The sequence below is a fragment of the Pseudomonas umsongensis genome, from assembly GCF_002236105.1.
In the GTDB taxonomy this organism is placed as follows: domain Bacteria; phylum Pseudomonadota; class Gammaproteobacteria; order Pseudomonadales; family Pseudomonadaceae; genus Aquipseudomonas; species Aquipseudomonas umsongensis.
This window is the reverse complement of record NZ_NIWU01000006.1, coordinates 298,913-317,171: the sequence shown is the minus strand read 5'-3', so window position 1 is coordinate 317,171 and position 18,259 is coordinate 298,913. Positions and strand designations below refer to the sequence as shown.

Annotated in this window: 14 protein-coding genes, 4 tRNA genes and 1 rRNA gene; all 19 read left to right on the top strand. The window is 56.1% G+C overall.

All coding sequences use genetic code 11. The features are described from left to right. Positions 1–82, top strand: a 5S ribosomal RNA gene (gene rrf / locus PSUM_RS32720); the annotation flags it as partial. Positions 83–220: 138 nt separating this feature from the next. Then, a complete protein-coding gene (gene birA / locus PSUM_RS25955; RefSeq protein ID WP_033040658.1) occupies positions 221–1,180 on the top strand; it encodes a bifunctional biotin--[acetyl-CoA-carboxylase] ligase/biotin operon repressor BirA in 960 nt (319 codons plus the stop codon). After that, the gene (locus PSUM_RS25950; protein WP_033040659.1) at positions 1,170–1,919 is read left to right on the top strand and encodes a pantothenate kinase; all 750 of its coding nucleotides are present in this window, start codon (positions 1,170–1,172) and stop codon (positions 1,917–1,919) included. Before birA ends, PSUM_RS25950 begins: the two co-directional genes overlap by 11 nt. Before the next feature lie 7 nt (positions 1,920–1,926). Further along, a complete protein-coding gene (locus PSUM_RS25945) occupies positions 1,927–2,367 on the top strand; it encodes a hypothetical protein (protein ID WP_020799831.1) in 441 nt (146 codons plus the stop codon). Positions 2,368–2,510: 143 nt separating this feature from the next. Continuing rightward, positions 2,511–2,595, top strand: a tRNA-Tyr gene (locus tag PSUM_RS25940). Between the two features lie 24 nt (positions 2,596–2,619). Then, positions 2,620–2,693, top strand: a tRNA-Gly gene (locus PSUM_RS25935). Between the two features lie 26 nt (positions 2,694–2,719). Next, positions 2,720–2,795, top strand: a tRNA-Thr gene (locus PSUM_RS25930). A 173-nt stretch (positions 2,796–2,968) separates the two neighbouring features. Next, a tRNA-Trp gene (locus PSUM_RS25925) sits at positions 2,969–3,044 on the top strand. Between the two features lie 45 nt (positions 3,045–3,089). Continuing rightward, the gene (gene secE, locus PSUM_RS25920; RefSeq protein ID WP_007896620.1) at positions 3,090–3,458 is read left to right on the top strand and encodes a preprotein translocase subunit SecE; all 369 of its coding nucleotides are present in this window, start codon (positions 3,090–3,092) and stop codon (positions 3,456–3,458) included. Positions 3,459–3,467: 9 nt separating this feature from the next. Then, positions 3,468–4,001: a transcription termination/antitermination protein NusG gene (gene nusG, locus PSUM_RS25915; RefSeq protein WP_007933727.1), complete on the top strand. Its 534-nt coding sequence runs from the start codon at positions 3,468–3,470 to the stop codon at positions 3,999–4,001. A 117-nt stretch (positions 4,002–4,118) separates the two neighbouring features. Next, positions 4,119–4,550 (top strand): 50S ribosomal protein L11, encoded by a 432-nt coding sequence (gene rplK / locus PSUM_RS25910; protein WP_007933726.1) that lies wholly within the window; start codon positions 4,119–4,121, stop codon positions 4,548–4,550. After that, a complete protein-coding gene (gene rplA / locus PSUM_RS25905; protein ID WP_003186095.1) occupies positions 4,550–5,245 on the top strand; it encodes a 50S ribosomal protein L1 in 696 nt (231 codons plus the stop codon). The genes rplK and rplA overlap by 1 nt, the downstream gene beginning before the upstream one ends. Positions 5,246–5,443: 198 nt before the next feature. Further along, positions 5,444–5,944, top strand: a complete 501-nt coding sequence (gene rplJ, locus PSUM_RS25900; protein WP_008065701.1) for a 50S ribosomal protein L10 — start codon at positions 5,444–5,446, stop codon at positions 5,942–5,944. 75 nt (positions 5,945–6,019) lie between these two features. After that, positions 6,020–6,385: a 50S ribosomal protein L7/L12 gene (rplL, locus tag PSUM_RS25895; RefSeq protein ID WP_020799830.1), complete on the top strand. Its 366-nt coding sequence runs from the start codon at positions 6,020–6,022 to the stop codon at positions 6,383–6,385. 220 nt (positions 6,386–6,605) lie between these two features. Continuing rightward, positions 6,606–10,679: a DNA-directed RNA polymerase subunit beta gene (rpoB, locus tag PSUM_RS25890; RefSeq protein ID WP_008018199.1), complete on the top strand. Its 4,074-nt coding sequence runs from the start codon at positions 6,606–6,608 to the stop codon at positions 10,677–10,679. A 64-nt stretch (positions 10,680–10,743) separates the two neighbouring features. Next, a complete protein-coding gene (gene rpoC / locus PSUM_RS25885) occupies positions 10,744–14,943 on the top strand; it encodes a DNA-directed RNA polymerase subunit beta' (RefSeq protein ID WP_008065703.1) in 4,200 nt (1,399 codons plus the stop codon). A gap of 215 nt (positions 14,944–15,158) precedes the next feature. Beyond that, positions 15,159–15,530 (top strand): 30S ribosomal protein S12, encoded by a 372-nt coding sequence (gene rpsL, locus PSUM_RS25880; RefSeq protein ID WP_003186084.1) that lies wholly within the window; start codon positions 15,159–15,161, stop codon positions 15,528–15,530. 122 nt (positions 15,531–15,652) lie between these two features. After that, positions 15,653–16,123, top strand: a complete 471-nt coding sequence (gene rpsG, locus PSUM_RS25875) for a 30S ribosomal protein S7 (protein WP_002555493.1) — start codon at positions 15,653–15,655, stop codon at positions 16,121–16,123. Positions 16,124–16,153: 30 nt separating this feature from the next. Continuing rightward, positions 16,154–18,259, top strand: a complete 2,106-nt coding sequence (gene fusA / locus PSUM_RS25870; RefSeq protein ID WP_008065706.1) for an elongation factor G — start codon at positions 16,154–16,156, stop codon at positions 18,257–18,259.

Here is an 18,259-nt window from a genome sequence, read left to right as displayed (position 1 = left end):
CCATCCCGAACTCAGAAGTGAAACGATGCATCGCCGATGGTAGTGTGGGGTTTCCCCATGTGAGAGTAGGTCATCGTCAAGATTAAATTCCAAAACCCCTATCTGCACATGCAGGTAGGGGTTTTGTTTTTGTCCGCTGGAAAAATCTGTCTGTTCGGGTTTCTATGCAACGGCTCGGGGCGTGGCTATCATGCGGGCCTCATTGTGAGGCGAGACTTGCATGCTGACGTTGTTAAAGCTTCTTAAGGATGGCCGATTCCATTCGGGTCAGGCATTGGGCGCTGCCTTGGGCATCAGTCGCAGCGCTGTGTGGAAGCAGCTTCAGCATCTTGAGGCTGAGCTGGGGTTGTCCATTCACAAGGTTCGGGGGCGCGGCTATCAATTGGCTGCACCGTTGACGTTGCTTGATCCTGCGGAGATAGGGCGACTGTCGCCCACGTCTAATTGGCCGGTCCTGGTCTTCGACTCTATTGACTCCACCAATGCCGAAGCCCTGCGCGCCATCGAGCGGCACCAGGCTGCGCCTTTTCTGGTGCTTGCCGAGCGGCAAACTGCCGGGCGCGGGCGGCGAGGGCGCAAGTGGGTCAGTCCATTCGCTGAGAATGTCTATTACAGCCTGGTGTTGCGGGTTGAGGGCGGTATGCGCCAGCTGGAGGGCTTGAGCCTTGTAGTGGGGCTCGCCGTCATGCAGGCCTTGCGTGAGCTTGGGGTTCCCGGGGTTGGGTTGAAATGGCCCAATGATGTCCTGGTAGGGCAGAAGAAAATTGCCGGAATACTGCTTGAGCTGGTCGGGGATCCTGCCGACGTCTGTCACGTGGTGCTGGGTGTCGGAATTAATGTAAACATGCAAATGACCGATGAAGTCGATCAACAATGGACGTCCATGCGCCTGGAGTCGGGCAAGGCGTTTGATCGCAATCGCCTGGTCGCGGCGCTGGGTGAAATGCTCCACAGATACCTGGCTCGCCACCAGGCCGATGGATTTTCGGCGATCCAGGCTGAGTGGGAGCAGCATCACCTATGGCAGGGGCGTGCGGTGTCGTTGATCGCGGGTGCAAACCAAATAGATGGCGAAGTGCTGGGTATCGATAGTCAGGGTGCGCTGCGCTTGAAGGTGGGTGGTGTGGAGAAAGTCTTCAGTGGCGGTGAGCTGAGCCTGAGGTTGCGTCATGATTCTTGAGCTCGACTGCGGAAATAGTTTCATCAAGTGGCGTGTGCTCAAGGCGGACGCCCGTCAGGTGGTAGGGGAGGGAGTAGTCGATTCCGACCTGGCATTGCTCGAGGGCGTGAAGGGGATTGAAGGCCTTGCGTTGAGGTTCTGTCGGCTGGTGAGTGTCAGGACTGCCGAAGAAACCGGCGAATTGATCGCCCGGCTGAAGGCTGCCTTCGAAATTTCGGTGGTCTGTGCCGCTCCAGCCGAGGAAATGGCCGGTGTTCGTAATGGCTATGAAGAATTTGAGCGGCTCGGTCTTGATCGTTGGTTGGCGCTGCTCGGAGGGTTTCATCTGGCTTCTGGCGCGTGCCTGGTGCTTGATTTCGGTACTGCGGTGACCGCGGACTTCGTTGCCGGGGATGGTGATCATCTCGGTGGGTTTATATGCCCTGGGATGCCGTTGATGCGAAACCAGCTGCGCACCCATACCCGCAAGATTCGTTACGGAGATCTTGCGGCTGAGCGCGCTTTGGAGCGTCTTGTTCCGGGACGCACGACGGTCGAAGCGGTTGAGCGCGGGTGCCTGTTGATGCTTCGCGGATTTGTGCTGACGCAACTGGAGATGGCGCGGGGTTATTGGGGGGAGAACTTTACGGTGTTCCTCACCGGTGGTGATGCGTCGTTGGTGTCCGAGATAGTGCCTGAGGCCCGGGTGGTTCCCGATCTGGTGTTCGTCGGCTTGGCGATGGCATGCCCTTTGTCTTGAGGTCTTTATGCGTTGGTTGTTTCTGCTGCTGCTCGTTCTCAATGTGTTTTATTACATCTGGCATCAACAGGAGGCGCCTCTGCGTGCCAAGGACGTAACGCCTTTGAGTCTGTATCGCGGTTCCCAGCAGGACATTCGTCTCTTGAGCGAGGCGACGGATACGGCCAGGGATAAAGGGAAGGTGGCACAGGCAGAGGCTGAATGCCTTTATCTGGGTGGATTTGTAAGTCAGGACGTCGAGAAGGCGCTTGAGCGCAGGTTGACGGGCATGGGCGTGAAATATCAATCGCTACCTGCGAGTCCGACTGAACCCCCTGTGTACTGGGTTCGAGTGGCCCCTGAAAGCAAGCGTTGGCTGGATGACTTGCAGCTGATAAACCTTTCTAGAGAATTCAATGAGTTAAAACATAAAATAATGCCTTGTGGGGGGGTTGCACCCACCGAATAGTTTGCATAGAATGGCGCCCGCTCCACAGCGAAGACCTAAAGCGGTCAACGAAGTGAAGCGAGGTCAACGCAGATAAGCTCAGGATTTTAATGAGAAAAATGCTTGACAGAAGGCTGGCATGATGTAGAATGCCGGCTCGCTTAGGAGGGGTTCCCGAGCGGCCAAAGGGATCAGACTGTAAATCTGACGTCTACGACTTCGAAGGTTCGAATCCTTCCCCCTCCACCATTTTTAGCGAGAGCTGCAAGCCTCGCGGGTATAGTTTAGTGGTAGAACCTCAGCCTTCCAAGCTGATGATGCGGGTTCGATTCCCGCTACCCGCTCCAAGTTTGCAGGTTTTGCACGGTGTTACGCTCTTGTAGCTCAGTTGGTAGAGCACACCCTTGGTAAGGGTGAGGTCAGCGGTTCAAATCCGCTCAAGAGCTCCATACAAAAGGCAGATATGCAAATATCTGCCTTTGTTTTAGGCGGCTAAGGCTGCGCCCCGTTGTGGCTCTGAGAGTTCTTGCTCTTGTGGGTGAGGGTGTTTCGATCGGGTCGCCTAGCAAGTGGTTGTAAAGTCTTTTTCAGGTCTGCATAATGGTCGGCCTGATTTTGTTTTAGGTCAGTAGCTCAATTGGCAGAGCGACGGTCTCCAAAACCGTAGGTTGGGGGTTCGATTCCCTCCTGACCTGCCAGATTCACTCGGTGTGTCTGGCTTTCTTTTCACAGGATCTTCATAGATGACTCCTAAAGCTGAAGCTCAAGGCTCTCGTTTCGACCTCCTCAAGTGGCTTGTAGTAGTCGCTTTGGTGGTTGTTGGCGTTGTTGGCAATCAGTATTACTCTGCTTCGCCGATCCTGTACCGCGTACTCGCTTTGCTTGTCATTGCTGCCGTAGCTGCCTTTGTAGGCCTGCAGACAGTCAAGGGCAAGTCTTTCTTTGTACTGGTTAAGGAAGCGCGCACCGAAATTCGTAAAGTCGTATGGCCGACTCGCCAAGAAACCACGCAGACCACGTTGATCGTTGTGGCTGTTGTCCTGGTTATGGCGTTGCTGTTGTGGGGGCTCGATTCCCTGCTCGGCTGGCTTGTTTCCTTGATTGTCGGCTAAGGGTGTCCCGTGGCTAAGCGTTGGTACGTTGTGCATGCTTACTCCGGTTACGAGAAGCATGTAATGCGCTCGCTGATCGAGCGCGTAAAGCTGGCTGGCATGGAAGATGGCTTCGGCGAAATTCTGGTTCCCACTGAAGAAGTGGTTGAAATGCGTAATGGCCAGAAGCGCAAGAGCGAGCGTAAGTTCTTCCCTGGTTATGTGCTGGTCCAGATGGATATGAACGAGGGTACTTGGCACTTGGTCAAGGACACTCCTCGTGTAATGGGCTTTATCGGCGGTACCGCTGATAAGCCGGCACCGATTACTGATAAAGAGGCAGAAGCGATTCTGCGTCGTGTTGCTGATGGTAGCGATAAGCCGAAGCCGAAGACGTTGTTCGAGCCAGGTGAGTCGGTGCGCGTCAACGACGGTCCGTTTGCCGATTTCACCGGCACGGTCGAAGAGGTCAACTACGAAAAGAGCCGGATCCAGGTCGCGGTGCTCATTTTCGGACGCTCTACTCCGGTAGAGTTGGAGTTCAGTCAGGTCGAAAAGGTCTAACTGAACAAGCATCCCAACCCCGCAGCCTTAGGCTGTGGGGTTTTGTCGTCACTGGGATAAACGCGCAAGTAACCGGGGAGCCTTTCGAGGCGTTTGAACCCGTAATTGGAGTGCCTCATGGCCAAGAAGATTACCGCTTACATCAAGCTGCAAGTGAAGGCCGCTCAGGCTAACCCAAGCCCACCTGTTGGTCCTGCTCTGGGTCAGCACGGCGTGAACATCATGGAATTCTGCAAGGCTTTCAACGCCCGTACTCAGGGTCTTGAGCCAGGTCTGCCGACTCCAGTGATCATCACTGTCTACAGCGACCGTAGCTTCACGTTCGAAACCAAATCCACCCCTGCTTCGGTTCTGCTGAAGAAGGCGGCAGGTCTGACCAGCGGTTCCGCTCGTCCGAACACCGTTAAGGTTGGCACTGTAACCCGTGCTCAGCTGGAAGAAATCGCGAAAACCAAAAACGCGGATCTGACTGCAGCTGATATGGAAGCAGCCGTGCGTACTATCGCCGGTTCTGCTCGTAGCATGGGCCTTAACGTGGAGGGTGTGTAATGGCTAAGCTGACCAAGCGTCAAAAGGCTATCGCCGGCAAAATCGAAGCAGGCAAGGCCTACAACTTTGTAGACGCCGCTGCTCTGCTGGCTGAGCTGTCGACTGTCAAGTTCAGCGAGTCGTTCGACGTAGCTGTAAACCTGGGTGTTGACCCGCGTAAATCCGACCAGGTCGTTCGTAGCGCTACTGTGCTGCCACACGGCACTGGCAAGACCGTTCGCGTTGCTGTGTTCACCCAGGGTCCAGCTGCTGAAGCCGCTCTGGCTGCCGGCGCTGACCGTGTAGGCATGGACGACCTGGCTGCCGAAATGAAAGGCGGCGACCTGAACTATGACGTAGTGATCGCATCCCCGGATGCCATGCGCGTTGTAGGTCAACTGGGTCAGATCCTCGGTCCACGTGGCCTGATGCCTAACCCTAAAGTCGGCACCGTAACGCCAGACGTAGCTACCGCGGTTAAAAACGCCAAGGCTGGTCAGGTTCGTTATCGCACCGACAAAAACGGCATCATCCACACTTCCGTTGGCAAGATCGGCTTCGACGCCGTCAAGCTGAAGGAAAACGTTGAAGCCCTGATCGCTGACCTGAAGCGTATCAAGCCAGCTTCCTCGAAAGGTATCTACGTCAAGCGCGTTACCCTGAGCACCACTATGGGCCCAGGTCTGGTCATCGACCAAAGCTCGCTCGACGCGTAAGACACAAATTGGCGCAAGCGATTGCGCCAATTGAAAAATTGGGGTCCCTGCCTGGCGGGGGCTATCCAAGACCGTAGGCGACGCAAGTCTTAAACCACAAGCCTACGCAGATGGTGCTCCCGGTTCCTTACCGAATCAGACACCAAAACGACATTCGGTTTCGATCGAATGAAACGGTAACAAGCAGGAGTTAAACCCGTGGCAATTAAACTCGAAGACAAGAAGGCCATCGTCGCTGAAGTCAACGAGGCTGCCAAAGTCGCTCTGTCCGCTGTCGTGGCTGATGCCCGTGGCGTAACAGTAGGCGCAATGACCGGACTCCGTAAAGAGGCTCGCGAAGCTGGCGTTTACGTACGTGTTGTACGTAACACCCTGCTCAAGCGCGCCGTTGCTGACACTGAATTCAGTGTTCTCAACGACGTGTTCAGCGGCCCTACCCTTATCGCGTTCTCCAAGGAACATCCAGGCGCTGCTGCCCGGATTTTCAAAGAGTTCGCCAAGGGTCAGAACAAGTTCGAGATCAAGGCAGCTGCGTTCGAGGGCAAGTTCCTCGCAGCTAACCAAATCGACGTACTGGCAACTCTGCCGACCCGTGACGAAGCAATTTCTCAGCTGATGAGCGTGATTCAAGGCGCTACCAGCAAATTGGCTCGTACCCTGGCGGCAATTCGCGACCAGAAAGAAGCTGCTGCAGCCTAAGGCTCGTCAACTTCTCGCGTTTTTTGTTTTTTTCGATGGTCGCGTAGGCCGTCCCCAATATCAGGAATTAGATTCATGTCTATCTCTCAGAACGATATCCTTGAAGCAGTTGGCAACATGTCCGTAATGGAAGTTGTTGAGCTGATCAAAGCTTTCGAAGAAAAATTCGGCGTTACTGCTGCTGCTGCATCGGCTGGCCCAGCTGTTGCTGCTGCCGTTGCTGAAGAGCAAACCGAATTCAACGTCATGCTGACCGAAGCTGGCGAGAAGAAAGTTAACGTGATCAAGGCAGTACGTGAACTGACCGGTCTGGGCTTGAAAGAAGCCAAGGCTGTAGTTGACGGCGCTCCTGCCATGGTTCTGGAAGCTGTTGCCAAAGACGCAGCTGACAAAGCCAAAGCAACTCTGGAAGAAGCAGGCGCTAAAGTCGAGCTGAAGTAAGCTCCGACCTTGCGTCTCCAGCCCGAGCGTTAAGCGACAGGCTGATGGCTGGTGGCTCTTGCCACCGGCCTTTTTCCGTTATTGGCAGCCGACTGGGTCGGTGCCGATAACGAGCTGTAACCACCCGATGCGGTGGCGCAAACCATGGGGTTTGCACGATTTTCTGGTCGCTCCCGTCGGGAGGGGCCAAACAAGCAGGTGACCAAGCTGGGGAACGCTGATGGCTTACTCATATACTGAGAAAAAACGTATCCGCAAGGACTTTAGCAAGTTGCCGGACGTCATGGATGTGCCTTACCTCCTGGCCATCCAGCTGGATTCGTATCGTGAATTCTTGCAAGCGGGAGCGACTAAAGATCAGTTCCGCGACGTGGGCCTGCATGCGGCCTTCAAATCCGTTTTCCCGATCATCAGCTACTCCGGCAATGCTGCGCTGGAGTACGTCGGTTATCGCTTGGGCGAACCGGCATTTGATGTCAAAGAATGCGTATTGCGCGGTGTAACGTACGCCGTACCTTTGCGGGTAAAAGTGCGCCTGATCATTTTCGACAAAGAATCGTCGAACAAAGCGATCAAGGACATCAAAGAGCAAGAAGTCTACATGGGTGAAATCCCCCTGATGACTGAGAACGGTACCTTCGTAATCAACGGTACCGAGCGTGTAATCGTTTCCCAGCTGCACCGTTCCCCTGGCGTGTTCTTCGACCACGACCGTGGCAAGACGCACAGCTCCGGTAAACTGCTGTACTCCGCGCGCATCATTCCTTACCGCGGTTCGTGGCTGGACTTCGAGTTCGACCCGAAAGACTGCGTATTCGTGCGTATCGACCGTCGTCGCAAGCTGCCTGCATCGGTACTGCTGCGCGCGCTCGGCTATACCACTGAAGAAGTGCTGGACGCGTTTTACACCACCAACGTATTCCACGTTAAGGGCGAGACCCTGAGCCTGGAGCTGGTGCCTCAGCGCCTGCGCGGTGAAATCGCTGTCCTCGATATCCAGGACGACAAAGGCAAGGTTATTGTCGAGCAGGGTCGTCGCATCACCGCTCGCCACATCAACCAGCTGGAAAAAGCCGGGATCAAAGAGCTGGATGTGCCGCTGGACTACGTCCTGGGTCGCACAACCGCCAAGGTCATCGTGCACCCGGCAACCGGCGAAATCCTGGCAGAGTGCAACACTGAGCTGAACACCGAGATCCTGGCGAAAATCGCCAAGGCCGGCGTTGTTCGCATCGAAACTCTGTACACCAACGATATCGACTGCGGTCCGTTCGTCTCCGACACACTGAAGATCGACTCCACCAGCAACCAACTGGAAGCGCTGGTCGAGATCTATCGCATGATGCGTCCTGGCGAGCCGCCAACCAAAGACGCTGCCGAGACCCTGTTCAACAACCTGTTCTTCAGCCCTGAGCGCTACGACCTGTCTGCGGTCGGCCGGATGAAGTTCAACCGTCGTATCGGTCGTACCGAGATCGAAGGTTCGGGCGTGCTGTGCAAGGAAGACATCGTCGCGGTACTGAAGACCCTGGTCGACATCCGTAACGGTAAAGGCATCGTCGATGACATCGACCACCTGGGTAACCGTCGTGTTCGCTGCGTTGGCGAAATGGCCGAGAACCAGTTCCGCGTTGGCCTGGTACGTGTTGAGCGTGCGGTCAAAGAGCGTCTGTCGATGGCTGAAAGCGAAGGCCTGATGCCGCAAGACCTGATCAACGCCAAGCCAGTGGCTGCGGCGGTGAAAGAGTTCTTCGGTTCCAGCCAGCTGTCCCAGTTCATGGACCAGAACAACCCGCTGTCCGAGATCACCCACAAGCGTCGTGTCTCTGCACTCGGCCCTGGTGGTCTGACACGTGAGCGTGCCGGCTTTGAAGTTCGTGACGTACACCCGACGCACTACGGTCGTGTTTGCCCGATCGAAACGCCGGAAGGTCCGAACATCGGTCTGATCAACTCCCTGGCTGCCTATGCGCGCACCAACCAGTACGGCTTCCTCGAGAGCCCGTACCGCGTGGTGAAAGACGCCCTGGTCACCGACGAGATCGTGTTCCTGTCCGCCATCGAAGAAGCTGATCACGTGATCGCCCAGGCTTCGGCCACGATGAACGACAAGAAAGTCCTGATCGACGAGCTGGTAGCTGTTCGTCACTTGAACGAATTCACCGTCAAGGCGCCGGAAGACGTCACCTTGATGGACGTATCGCCGAAGCAGGTAGTTTCGGTTGCGGCGTCGCTGATTCCGTTCCTCGAGCACGACGACGCCAACCGTGCGTTGATGGGTTCGAACATGCAGCGTCAAGCTGTACCAACCCTGCGTGCTGACAAGCCGCTGGTAGGTACCGGCATGGAGCGTAACGTAGCCCGTGACTCCGGCGTTTGCGTCGTGGCTCGTCGTGGCGGCGTGATCGACTCCGTCGACGCCAGCCGTATCGTGGTTCGTGTTGCCGATGACGAAGTAGAAACCGGTGAAGCCGGTGTCGACATCTACAACCTGACCAAGTACACCCGCTCCAACCAGAACACCTGCATCAACCAGCGTCCGCTGGTGCGTAAAGGTGATCGGGTTCAGCGTAGCGACATCATGGCCGACGGTCCGTCCACCGACATGGGTGAACTGGCACTGGGTCAGAACATGCGCATCGCCTTCATGGCATGGAACGGCTTCAACTTCGAAGACTCCATCTGCCTGTCGGAACGCGTTGTTCAAGAAGACCGTTTCACCACGATCCACATCCAGGAACTGACCTGTGTGGCCCGTGACACCAAGCTTGGCCCAGAGGAAATCACTGCGGACATCCCGAACGTGGGTGAAGCTGCACTGAACAAGCTGGACGAAGCCGGTATCGTTTACGTAGGTGCTGAAGTTGGCGCAGGCGACATCCTGGTGGGTAAGGTCACTCCGAAAGGCGAGACCCAACTGACTCCGGAAGAAAAACTGCTGCGTGCGATCTTCGGTGAAAAAGCCAGCGACGTTAAAGACACCTCCCTGCGCGTACCTACCGGTACCAAAGGTACTGTCATTGACGTACAGGTCTTCACCCGCGACGGCGTTGAGCGTGATGCGCGTGCCCTGTCGATCGAGAAGTCCCAGCTGGACGAGATCCGCAAGGACCTCAACGAAGAGTTCCGTATCGTCGAAGGTGCTACTTTCGAACGTCTGCGCTCCGCTCTGGTCGGCCACAAAGCCGAAGGCGGCGCCGGTCTGAAGAAGGGCCAGGACATCACCGACGAAGTGCTCGACGGTCTTGAGCACGGCCAGTGGTTCAAACTGCGCATGGCTGAAGATGCCCTGAACGAGCAGCTCGAAAAGGCCCAGGCCTATATCGTTGATCGTCGCCGTCTGCTGGACGACAAGTTCGAAGACAAGAAGCGCAAACTGCAGCAGGGCGATGACCTGGCTCCAGGCGTGCTGAAAATCGTCAAGGTTTACCTGGCAATCCGTCGTCGCATCCAGCCGGGCGACAAAATGGCCGGTCGTCACGGTAACAAGGGTGTGGTCTCCGTGATCATGCCGGTTGAAGACATGCCGCACGATGCCAATGGCACCCCGGTCGACGTTGTCCTCAACCCGTTGGGCGTACCTTCGCGTATGAACGTAGGTCAGATCCTTGAAACCCACCTGGGCCTCGCGGCCAAAGGTCTGGGCGAGAAGATCAACCGCATGGTTGAAGAGCAGCGCAAAGTTGCCGAGCTGCGTAAGTTCCTGCACGAGATCTACAACGAGATCGGCGGTCGTCAGGAAAGCCTCGATGACTTCTCGGACCAGGAAATCCTGGACCTGGCTCAAAACCTGCGTGGCGGCGTTCCAATGGCCACTCCAGTGTTCGACGGCGCCAAGGAAAGCGAAATCAAGGCCATGCTGAAACTGGCAGACCTGCCAGAAAGCGGCCAGATGCAGCTGACCGACGGCCGTACCGGCAACAAGTTCGAGCGCCCGGTTACCGTTGGCTACATGTACATGCTGAAGCTGAACCACTTGGTAGACGACAAGATGCACGCGCGTTCTACCGGTTCGTACAGCCTGGTTACCCAGCAGCCGCTGGGTGGTAAGGCGCAGTTCGGTGGTCAGCGTTTCGGGGAGATGGAGGTCTGGGCACTGGAAGCATACGGTGCCGCTTACACTCTGCAAGAAATGCTCACAGTGAAGTCGGACGATGTGAACGGCCGTACCAAGATGTACAAGAACATCGTGGATGGCGATCACCGTATGGAGCCGGGCATGCCCGAGTCCTTCAACGTGTTGATCAAGGAAATTCGTTCCCTCGGCATCGATATCGATCTGGAAACCGAATAACACGTGACGCGAATCGAGAGCGGGGCAACACTGCCCGCTCTCTGCTCCGCCAGGAGGAAAGGCCTTGAAAGACCTACTGAATTTGCTGAAAAACCAGGGTCAAGTCGAAGAGTTCGACGCCATCCGTATCGGATTGGCGTCGCCTGAGATGATCCGTTCGTGGTCGTTCGGCGAAGTTAAAAAGCCGGAAACCATTAACTACCGTACGTTCAAACCTGAGCGTGACGGCCTGTTCTGCGCCAAGATCTTTGGCCCGGTAAAGGATTACGAGTGCCTGTGCGGTAAGTACAAGCGCTTGAAGCACCGCGGTGTGATCTGCGAGAAGTGCGGCGTTGAAGTCGCGCTGGCTAAAGTTCGTCGTGAGCGCATGGCGCACATCGAACTGGCCTCGCCAGTTGCCCACATCTGGTTCCTGAAATCGCTGCCGTCGCGTATCGGCTTGCTGATGGACATGACCCTGCGTGATATCGAACGCGTTCTCTACTTCGAGAGCTATGTCGTTATCGATCCAGGCATGACCACCCTTGAAAAAGGCCAGCTGCTGAACGACGAGCAGTACTTCGAAGCGCTGGAAGAGTTCGGTGACGATTTCGATGCCCGCATGGGTGCCGAAGCTGTCCGTGAGCTGCTGCACGCTATCGACCTGGAGCACGAGATTGGCCGTCTGCGTGAAGAAATTCCGCAAACCAACTCCGAAACCAAGATCAAGAAGCTGTCCAAGCGTCTGAAGTTGATGGAAGCCTTCCAGGGCTCCGGCAACCTTCCAGAATGGATGGTGCTGACCGTTCTGCCGGTTCTGCCGCCAGATCTGCGTCCACTGGTCCCGCTGGATGGCGGTCGCTTCGCGACTTCCGACCTCAACGATCTGTATCGTCGAGTGATCAACCGTAACAACCGCTTGAAGCGCCTGCTGGATCTGTCCGCTCCGGACATCATCGTGCGCAACGAAAAGCGTATGTTGCAGGAAGCCGTCGACGCACTGCTCGACAACGGTCGTCGTGGCCGCGCTATCACCGGTTCCAACAAGCGTCCTCTGAAATCCCTGGCTGACATGATCAAGGGTAAGCAAGGTCGTTTCCGTCAGAACTTGCTCGGTAAGCGTGTTGACTACTCCGGCCGTTCGGTAATTACCGTAGGTCCGACCCTGCGTCTGCACCAGTGCGGTCTGCCGAAGAAGATGGCTCTCGAGCTGTTCAAGCCGTTCATTTTCGGCAAGCTGGAAATGCGTGGTCTCGCTACCACCATCAAAGCAGCCAAGAAGATGGTCGAGCGCGAATTGCCAGAGGTTTGGGACGTTCTCGCTGAAGTGATTCGCGAACACCCGGTTCTTCTCAACCGTGCACCGACCCTTCACCGTCTGGGTATCCAGGCGTTTGAACCGGTACTGATCGAAGGTAAGGCTATCCAGCTGCACCCTCTGGTCTGCGCCGCGTACAACGCCGACTTCGACGGCGACCAAATGGCCGTGCACGTACCGCTGACACTGGAAGCCCAGTTGGAAGCGCGTGCGTTGATGATGTCGACCAACAACATTCTGTCGCCAGCCAACGGTGAGCCAATCATCGTTCCGTCGCAGGACGTTGTATTGGGCCTGTACTACATGACCCGTGAAGCGATCAACGCCAAAGGCGAAGGTCGTGTGTTCGCGGATCTGCAGGAAGTTGACCGTGTGTTCCGTGCCGGCGAAGCCGCACTGCACGCCAAGGTCAAAGTGCGGATCAACGAAACCGTCAACGACCGTGATGGCGGCAGCGTGACCAACACCCGTATCGTCGACACCACTGTCGGCCGTGCGCTGTTGTTCCAGGTTGTGCCAAAAGGTCTGTCGTACGACGTCGTCAACCTGCCGATGAAGAAAAAGGCGATCTCCAAGCTGATCAACCAGTGCTACCGCGTGGTTGGTCTGAAAGAGACCGTGATCTTCGCTGACCAGTTGATGTACACCGGTTTTGCCTATTCGACCATTTCCGGCGTTTCCATCGGTGTTAACGACTTCGTTATCCCGGATGAAAAAGCCCGCATCATCGGTGCAGCCACCGACGAAGTGAAAGAGATCGAAAGTCAGTACGCCTCCGGCCTGGTAACCCAGGGCGAGAAGTACAACAAAGTGATCGACCTTTGGTCCAAGGCGAACGACGAAGTTTCCAAGGCGATGATGGCCAACCTCTCGAAAGAGAAAGTCATCGACCGTCATGGCGTCGAAGTCGACCAAGAGTCTTTCAACTCGATGTACATGATGGCCGACTCGGGTGCGCGGGGTTCCGCAGCACAGATTCGTCAGCTGGCCGGTATGCGTGGCCTGATGGCCAAGCCGGACGGTTCCATCATTGAAACGCCGATCACCGCGAACTTCCGTGAAGGTTTGAGCGTACTCCAGTACTTCATCTCCACTCACGGTGCTCGTAAAGGTCTGGCGGATACCGCGTTGAAAACGGCGAACTCGGGTTACCTGACTCGTCGTCTGGTAGACGTGGCGCAAGACCTGGTTGTAACCGAGATCGATTGCGGCACCGAGCACGGCCTGCTGATGACTCCGCACATTGAAGGCGGTGACGTTGTAGAGCCGCTGGGTGAGCGCGTATTGGGTCGTGTTATCGCCCGTGACGTATTCAAGCCAGGTACCGAGGACGTCATCGTTCCTGCCGGCACCCTGGTTGACGAAAAGTGGGTCGAGTTCATCGAGCTCAACAGCATCGACGAAGTGATCGTTCGTTCGCCGATCAGCTGCGAAACCCGTTTCGGTATCTGCGCCAAGTGCTACGGTCGCGACCTGGCTCGTGGTCACCAGGTGAACATCGGTGAAGCGGTCGGCGTTATCGCTGCCCAGTCCATCGGTGAGCCGGGTACCCAGCTGACGATGCGTACGTTCCACATCGGTGGTGCGGCAAGCCGTACCTCCGCAGCCGACAGCGTTCAGGTGAAGAACGGCGGTACCGTCCGTCTGCACAACCTGAAACACGTTGAGCGAGTGGACGGTCACCTGGTTGCCGTGTCCCGTTCCGGTGAGCTGGCTATCGCTGATGACTTCGGTCGTGAGCGCGAGCGTTACAAGCTGCCGTACGGTGCGGTAATTTCGGTCAAGGAAGGTGACAAGGTCGACGCTGGTGCCATCGTGGCCAAGTGGGATCCGCACACTCACCCGATCGTTACCGAAATGAAAGGTACCGTGACCTACGTGGGCATGGAAGAAGGCATCACGATCAAGCGTCAGACTGACGAATTGACCGGTATGACCAACATTGAAGTCCTCGACGCCAAAGACCGTCCAGCTGCCGGTAAAGATATCCGTCCTGCTGTGAAGATGGTTGATGACAACGGCAAGGATCTGTTGCTGCCAGGCACTGACGTTATCGCTCAGTACTTCCTGCCAGCCAACGCCCTGGTCGGTGTGGCGGACGGCGCGAAGATCGCGATCGGTGATGTTATCGCTCGTATCCCGCAAGAAACTTCGAAGACCCGTGACATCACCGGTGGTCTGCCGCGTGTTGCCGACTTGTTCGAAGCTCGTCGTCCGAAAGAGGCCTCGATTCTGGCTGAAGTCAGCGGCACCATCGCGTTCGGTAAAGAAACCAAGGGCAAGCGCCGTCTGGTTATTACCCCGAACGACGGTAGCGATCCGTACGAAGAGCTGATTCCGAAGTGGCGTCACCTGAACGTGTTCGAAGGCGAACAGGTAAACCGCGGCGAAGTTATCTCCGACGGCCCAAGCGATCCGCACGACATCCTGCGTCTGCTGGGTGTGAGTGCGCTGGCCAAGTACATCGTCAACGAGATCCAGGACGTTTACCGTCTGCAAGGCGTGAAGATCAACGACAAGCACATCGAGACCATCCTGCGTCAGATGCTGCGTAAAGTTGAGATCGCTGAATCCGGCGATTCCAGTTTCATCAAGGGCGACCAGATGGAATTGACTCATGTTCTGGTAGAGAACGAACGTTTGAGCGGCGAAGACAAATTTGTCTCCAAGTTCACTCGCGTTCTGCTGGGTATCACCAAGGCGTCGTTGTCCACCGAATCGTTCATCTCGGCGGCTTCCTTCCAGGAAACCACCCGTGTACTGACCGAGGCGGCGGTTACCGGCAAGCGCGACTACCTGCGCGGCCTGAAAGAAAACGTGGTCGTGGGTCGTCTGATCCCGGCGGGTACCGGCCTGGCCTACCACAGCGAGCGTAAGCGCCGCCGTGATGCAGACAAGCCGTTGCGCGTAAGCGCCAGTGAAGTGGAAGCTGCACTGACCGAAGCGCTGAACTCGAGCGGTAACTGAGTTCTGCGGTAAATGAGCTGAGGCCCTGGTCACTCCGTTCATCGAATCGAGACAATTTGTCGAGGTTTGATGGGCGGGGAGGTCGGGGCCTTGCCTTGACTGGGGACAAGATCCTCTTTAGACTCTTGTACCCCTAAATTTGGCGGGAATTCGTTCCTGCCATTTTGCTTTTCTTGCAAGACAATAGCGTCGCAAGACAACAGTGGAGCTAGTAGATGGCAACTATCAACCAGCTGGTACGTCAGCCGCGTAAGCGTATCGTCGAGAAATCCGACGTGCCTGCGCTGCAGAACTGCCCGCAACGCCGTGGCGTGTGCACCCGTGTGTACACCACCACGCCGAAAAAACCTAACTCGGCACTGCGTAAAGTATGCCGTGTGCGCCTGACCAACGGTTTCGAGGTTTCCTCGTACATCGGCGGTGAAGGCCACAACCTGCAAGAGCACAGCGTGGTACTGATCCGCGGCGGTCGTGTAAAAGACTTGCCAGGTGTTCGTTACCACACCGTTCGCGGTTCGTTGGATACTTCCGGCGTTAAAGGTCGTAACCAGGGTCGTTCGAAGTACGGTACCAAGCGTCCGAAGTAATGGTCGCTTGCTGCAAAAAACTGATTTCTATTTTTCTGAGTCGATAAGAGTAAGGTCGGAGGCGTCCCGTAGTAATGGGCACCGATTCCGAGCGAACCTGAAGACCGTTTGAGGGCTTATCCATGCCAAGAAGACGCGTAGCAGCCAAGCGCGAAGTGCTTGACGATCCAAAATACGGAAGCCAAATCCTGGCCAAGTTCATGAACCACGTGATGGAAAGCGGCAAGAAAGCCGTTGCCGAGCGTATCGTTTATGGCGCGCTGGAAAAGGTTAAAGAACGCAAGAACAGCGACCCCCTGGAAATCTTCGAGAAAGCTCTCGACGCCATCGCTCCGCTGGTCGAAGTAAAGTCGCGCCGTGTAGGCGGTGCTACTTACCAGGTTCCGGTTGAAGTTCGTCCGTCCCGTCGTAACGCTCTGGCAATGCGCTGGTTGGTAGACTTCGCCCGTAAGCGCGGCGAGAAGTCTATGGCTCTGCGTTTGGCTGGCGAACTGTTGGACGCTGCCGAAGGTAAAGGTGCTGCAGTTAAGAAGCGTGAAGACGTGCACCGTATGGCTGAAGCTAACAAAGCTTTCTCGCACTACCGCTTCTAATTTTAGCGTCACTCAATTTGCGAGGGCTTTATGGCTCGTACTACACCGATTAATCGCTACCGTAACATTGGTATCGTTGCTCACGTGGATGCTGGTAAAACCACCACCACCGAGCGCGTCCTTTTTTACACTGGCAAAAGCCACAAGATGGGCGAGGTGCATGACGGCGCCGCGACCACCGACTGGATGGTTCAGGAGCAGGAGCGTGGTATTACCATTACTTCTGCTGCTATTACCGCCTTCTGGCAGGGTTCTGCTAAGCAGCACAAAGACCAATATCGCTTCAACGTCATTGACACCCCGGGTCACGTAGACTTCACCATTGAAGTTGAGCGTTCCCTGCGTGTACTCGACGGCGCGGTCGTTGTGTTCTGCGGCACTTCCGGCGTTGAGCCTCAGTCCGAAACCGTATGGCGTCAAGCCAACAAGTACGGTGTTCCACGTATCGTCTACGTGAACAAGATGGACCGTGCCGGTGCGAACTTCCTGCGCGTGATCGCTCAGATCAAGCAGCGTCTGGGTCACACCCCGGTGCCAATCCAGTTGGCTATCGGTTCCGAAGACAACTTCCAGGGTCAGATCGATCTGATGACCATGGAAGCGGTTTACTGGAACGATGCCGACAAGGGCATGACTCCACGTCGCGAAGCTATCCCTGCTGAACTGCAGGAGCTGGCTGAAGAGTGGCGCAGCAACATGGTTGAGGCTGCGGCCGAAGCCAGCGAAGAGCTGATGAACAAGTACCTCGAAGGCGAAGAGCTCACCATCGAGGAAATCAAGGCCGCTCTGCGTCAGCGTACTATCGCTGGCGAAATCGTCTTGGCTGTTTGCGGTTCTTCCTTCAAAAACAAGGGCGTTCCCCTGGTTCTCGACGCCGTTATCGACTACCTGCCGGCTCCAACCGACATTCCTGCCATCAAGGGTACTGACCCGGATGACGAGGAAAAGCAGATGGAGCGTCATGCAGACGACAACGAGCCGTTCTCGGCTCTGGCGTTCAAGATCGCTACCGACCCATTCGTGGGTACCTTGACCTTCGTCCGTGTTTACTCGGGCGTGTTGGCCTCCGGCGACGGCGTGATCAACTCGGTTAAAGGCAAGAAAGAGCGCGTGGGTCGTATGGTGCAAATGCACGCAAACGCCCGTGAAGAGATCAAGGAAGTACGCGCTGGCGACATCGCGGCCCTGATCGGCATGAAGGACGTCACCACTGGTGAAACCTTGTGCAACGCTGACAAGCCAATCATCCTGGTTCGCATGGACTTCCCGGAGCCGGTTATTTCGGTTGCCGTTGAGCCTAAGACCAAGGATGACCAGGAAAAAATGGGTATCGCTCTGGGCAAACTTGCTCAGGAAGACCCGTCTTTCCGCGTCAAAACTGATGAAGAGACTGGTCAGACGATCATCTCCGGCATGGGCGAGCTGCACCTGGACATCCTGGTTGACCGGATGCGCCGTGAGTTCAACGTCGAAGCCAACATCGGTAAGCCTCAAGTTTCGTACCGTGAGCGCATCACGAAGAGCTGCGAAATCGAAGGCAAGTTCGTTCGTCAGTCCGGCGGTCGTGGCCAGTTCGGTCATTGCTGGATTCGTTTTGCACCTGCTGACGAAGGTCAGGAAGGTCTGCAATTCCTGAACGAAGTAGTGGGTGGTGTGGTTCCTAAGGAATACATCCCGGCTATCCAGAAGGGTATCGAAGAGCAGATGAAGAACGGTGTTGTTGCCGGCTATCCGCTGATCGGCCTGAAGGCTACCGTGTTTGATGGTTCTTACCACGACGTCGACTCGAACGAGATGGCGTTTAAGGTGGCTGCTTCCATGGCGACCAAGCAACTGGCCCAGAAGGGCGGTGGTGAGTTGCTCGAGCCGATCATGGCGGTAGAGGTTGTTACGCCTGAAGACTATATGGGTGACGTGATGGGTGACCTGAACCGTCGTCGCGGCATGATTCTGGGTATGGAAGATACGGTTTCCGGTAAGGTTATCCGTGCTGAAGTTCCGTTGGGCGAGATGTTCGGTTATGCGACCGACGTTCGTTCGATGTCCCAGGGTCGCGCAAGCTACTCTATGGAATTCAAAAAATACAATACGGCTCCGTCGCACATCGTCGAAACCGTTACCAAAAAACAAGGCTGA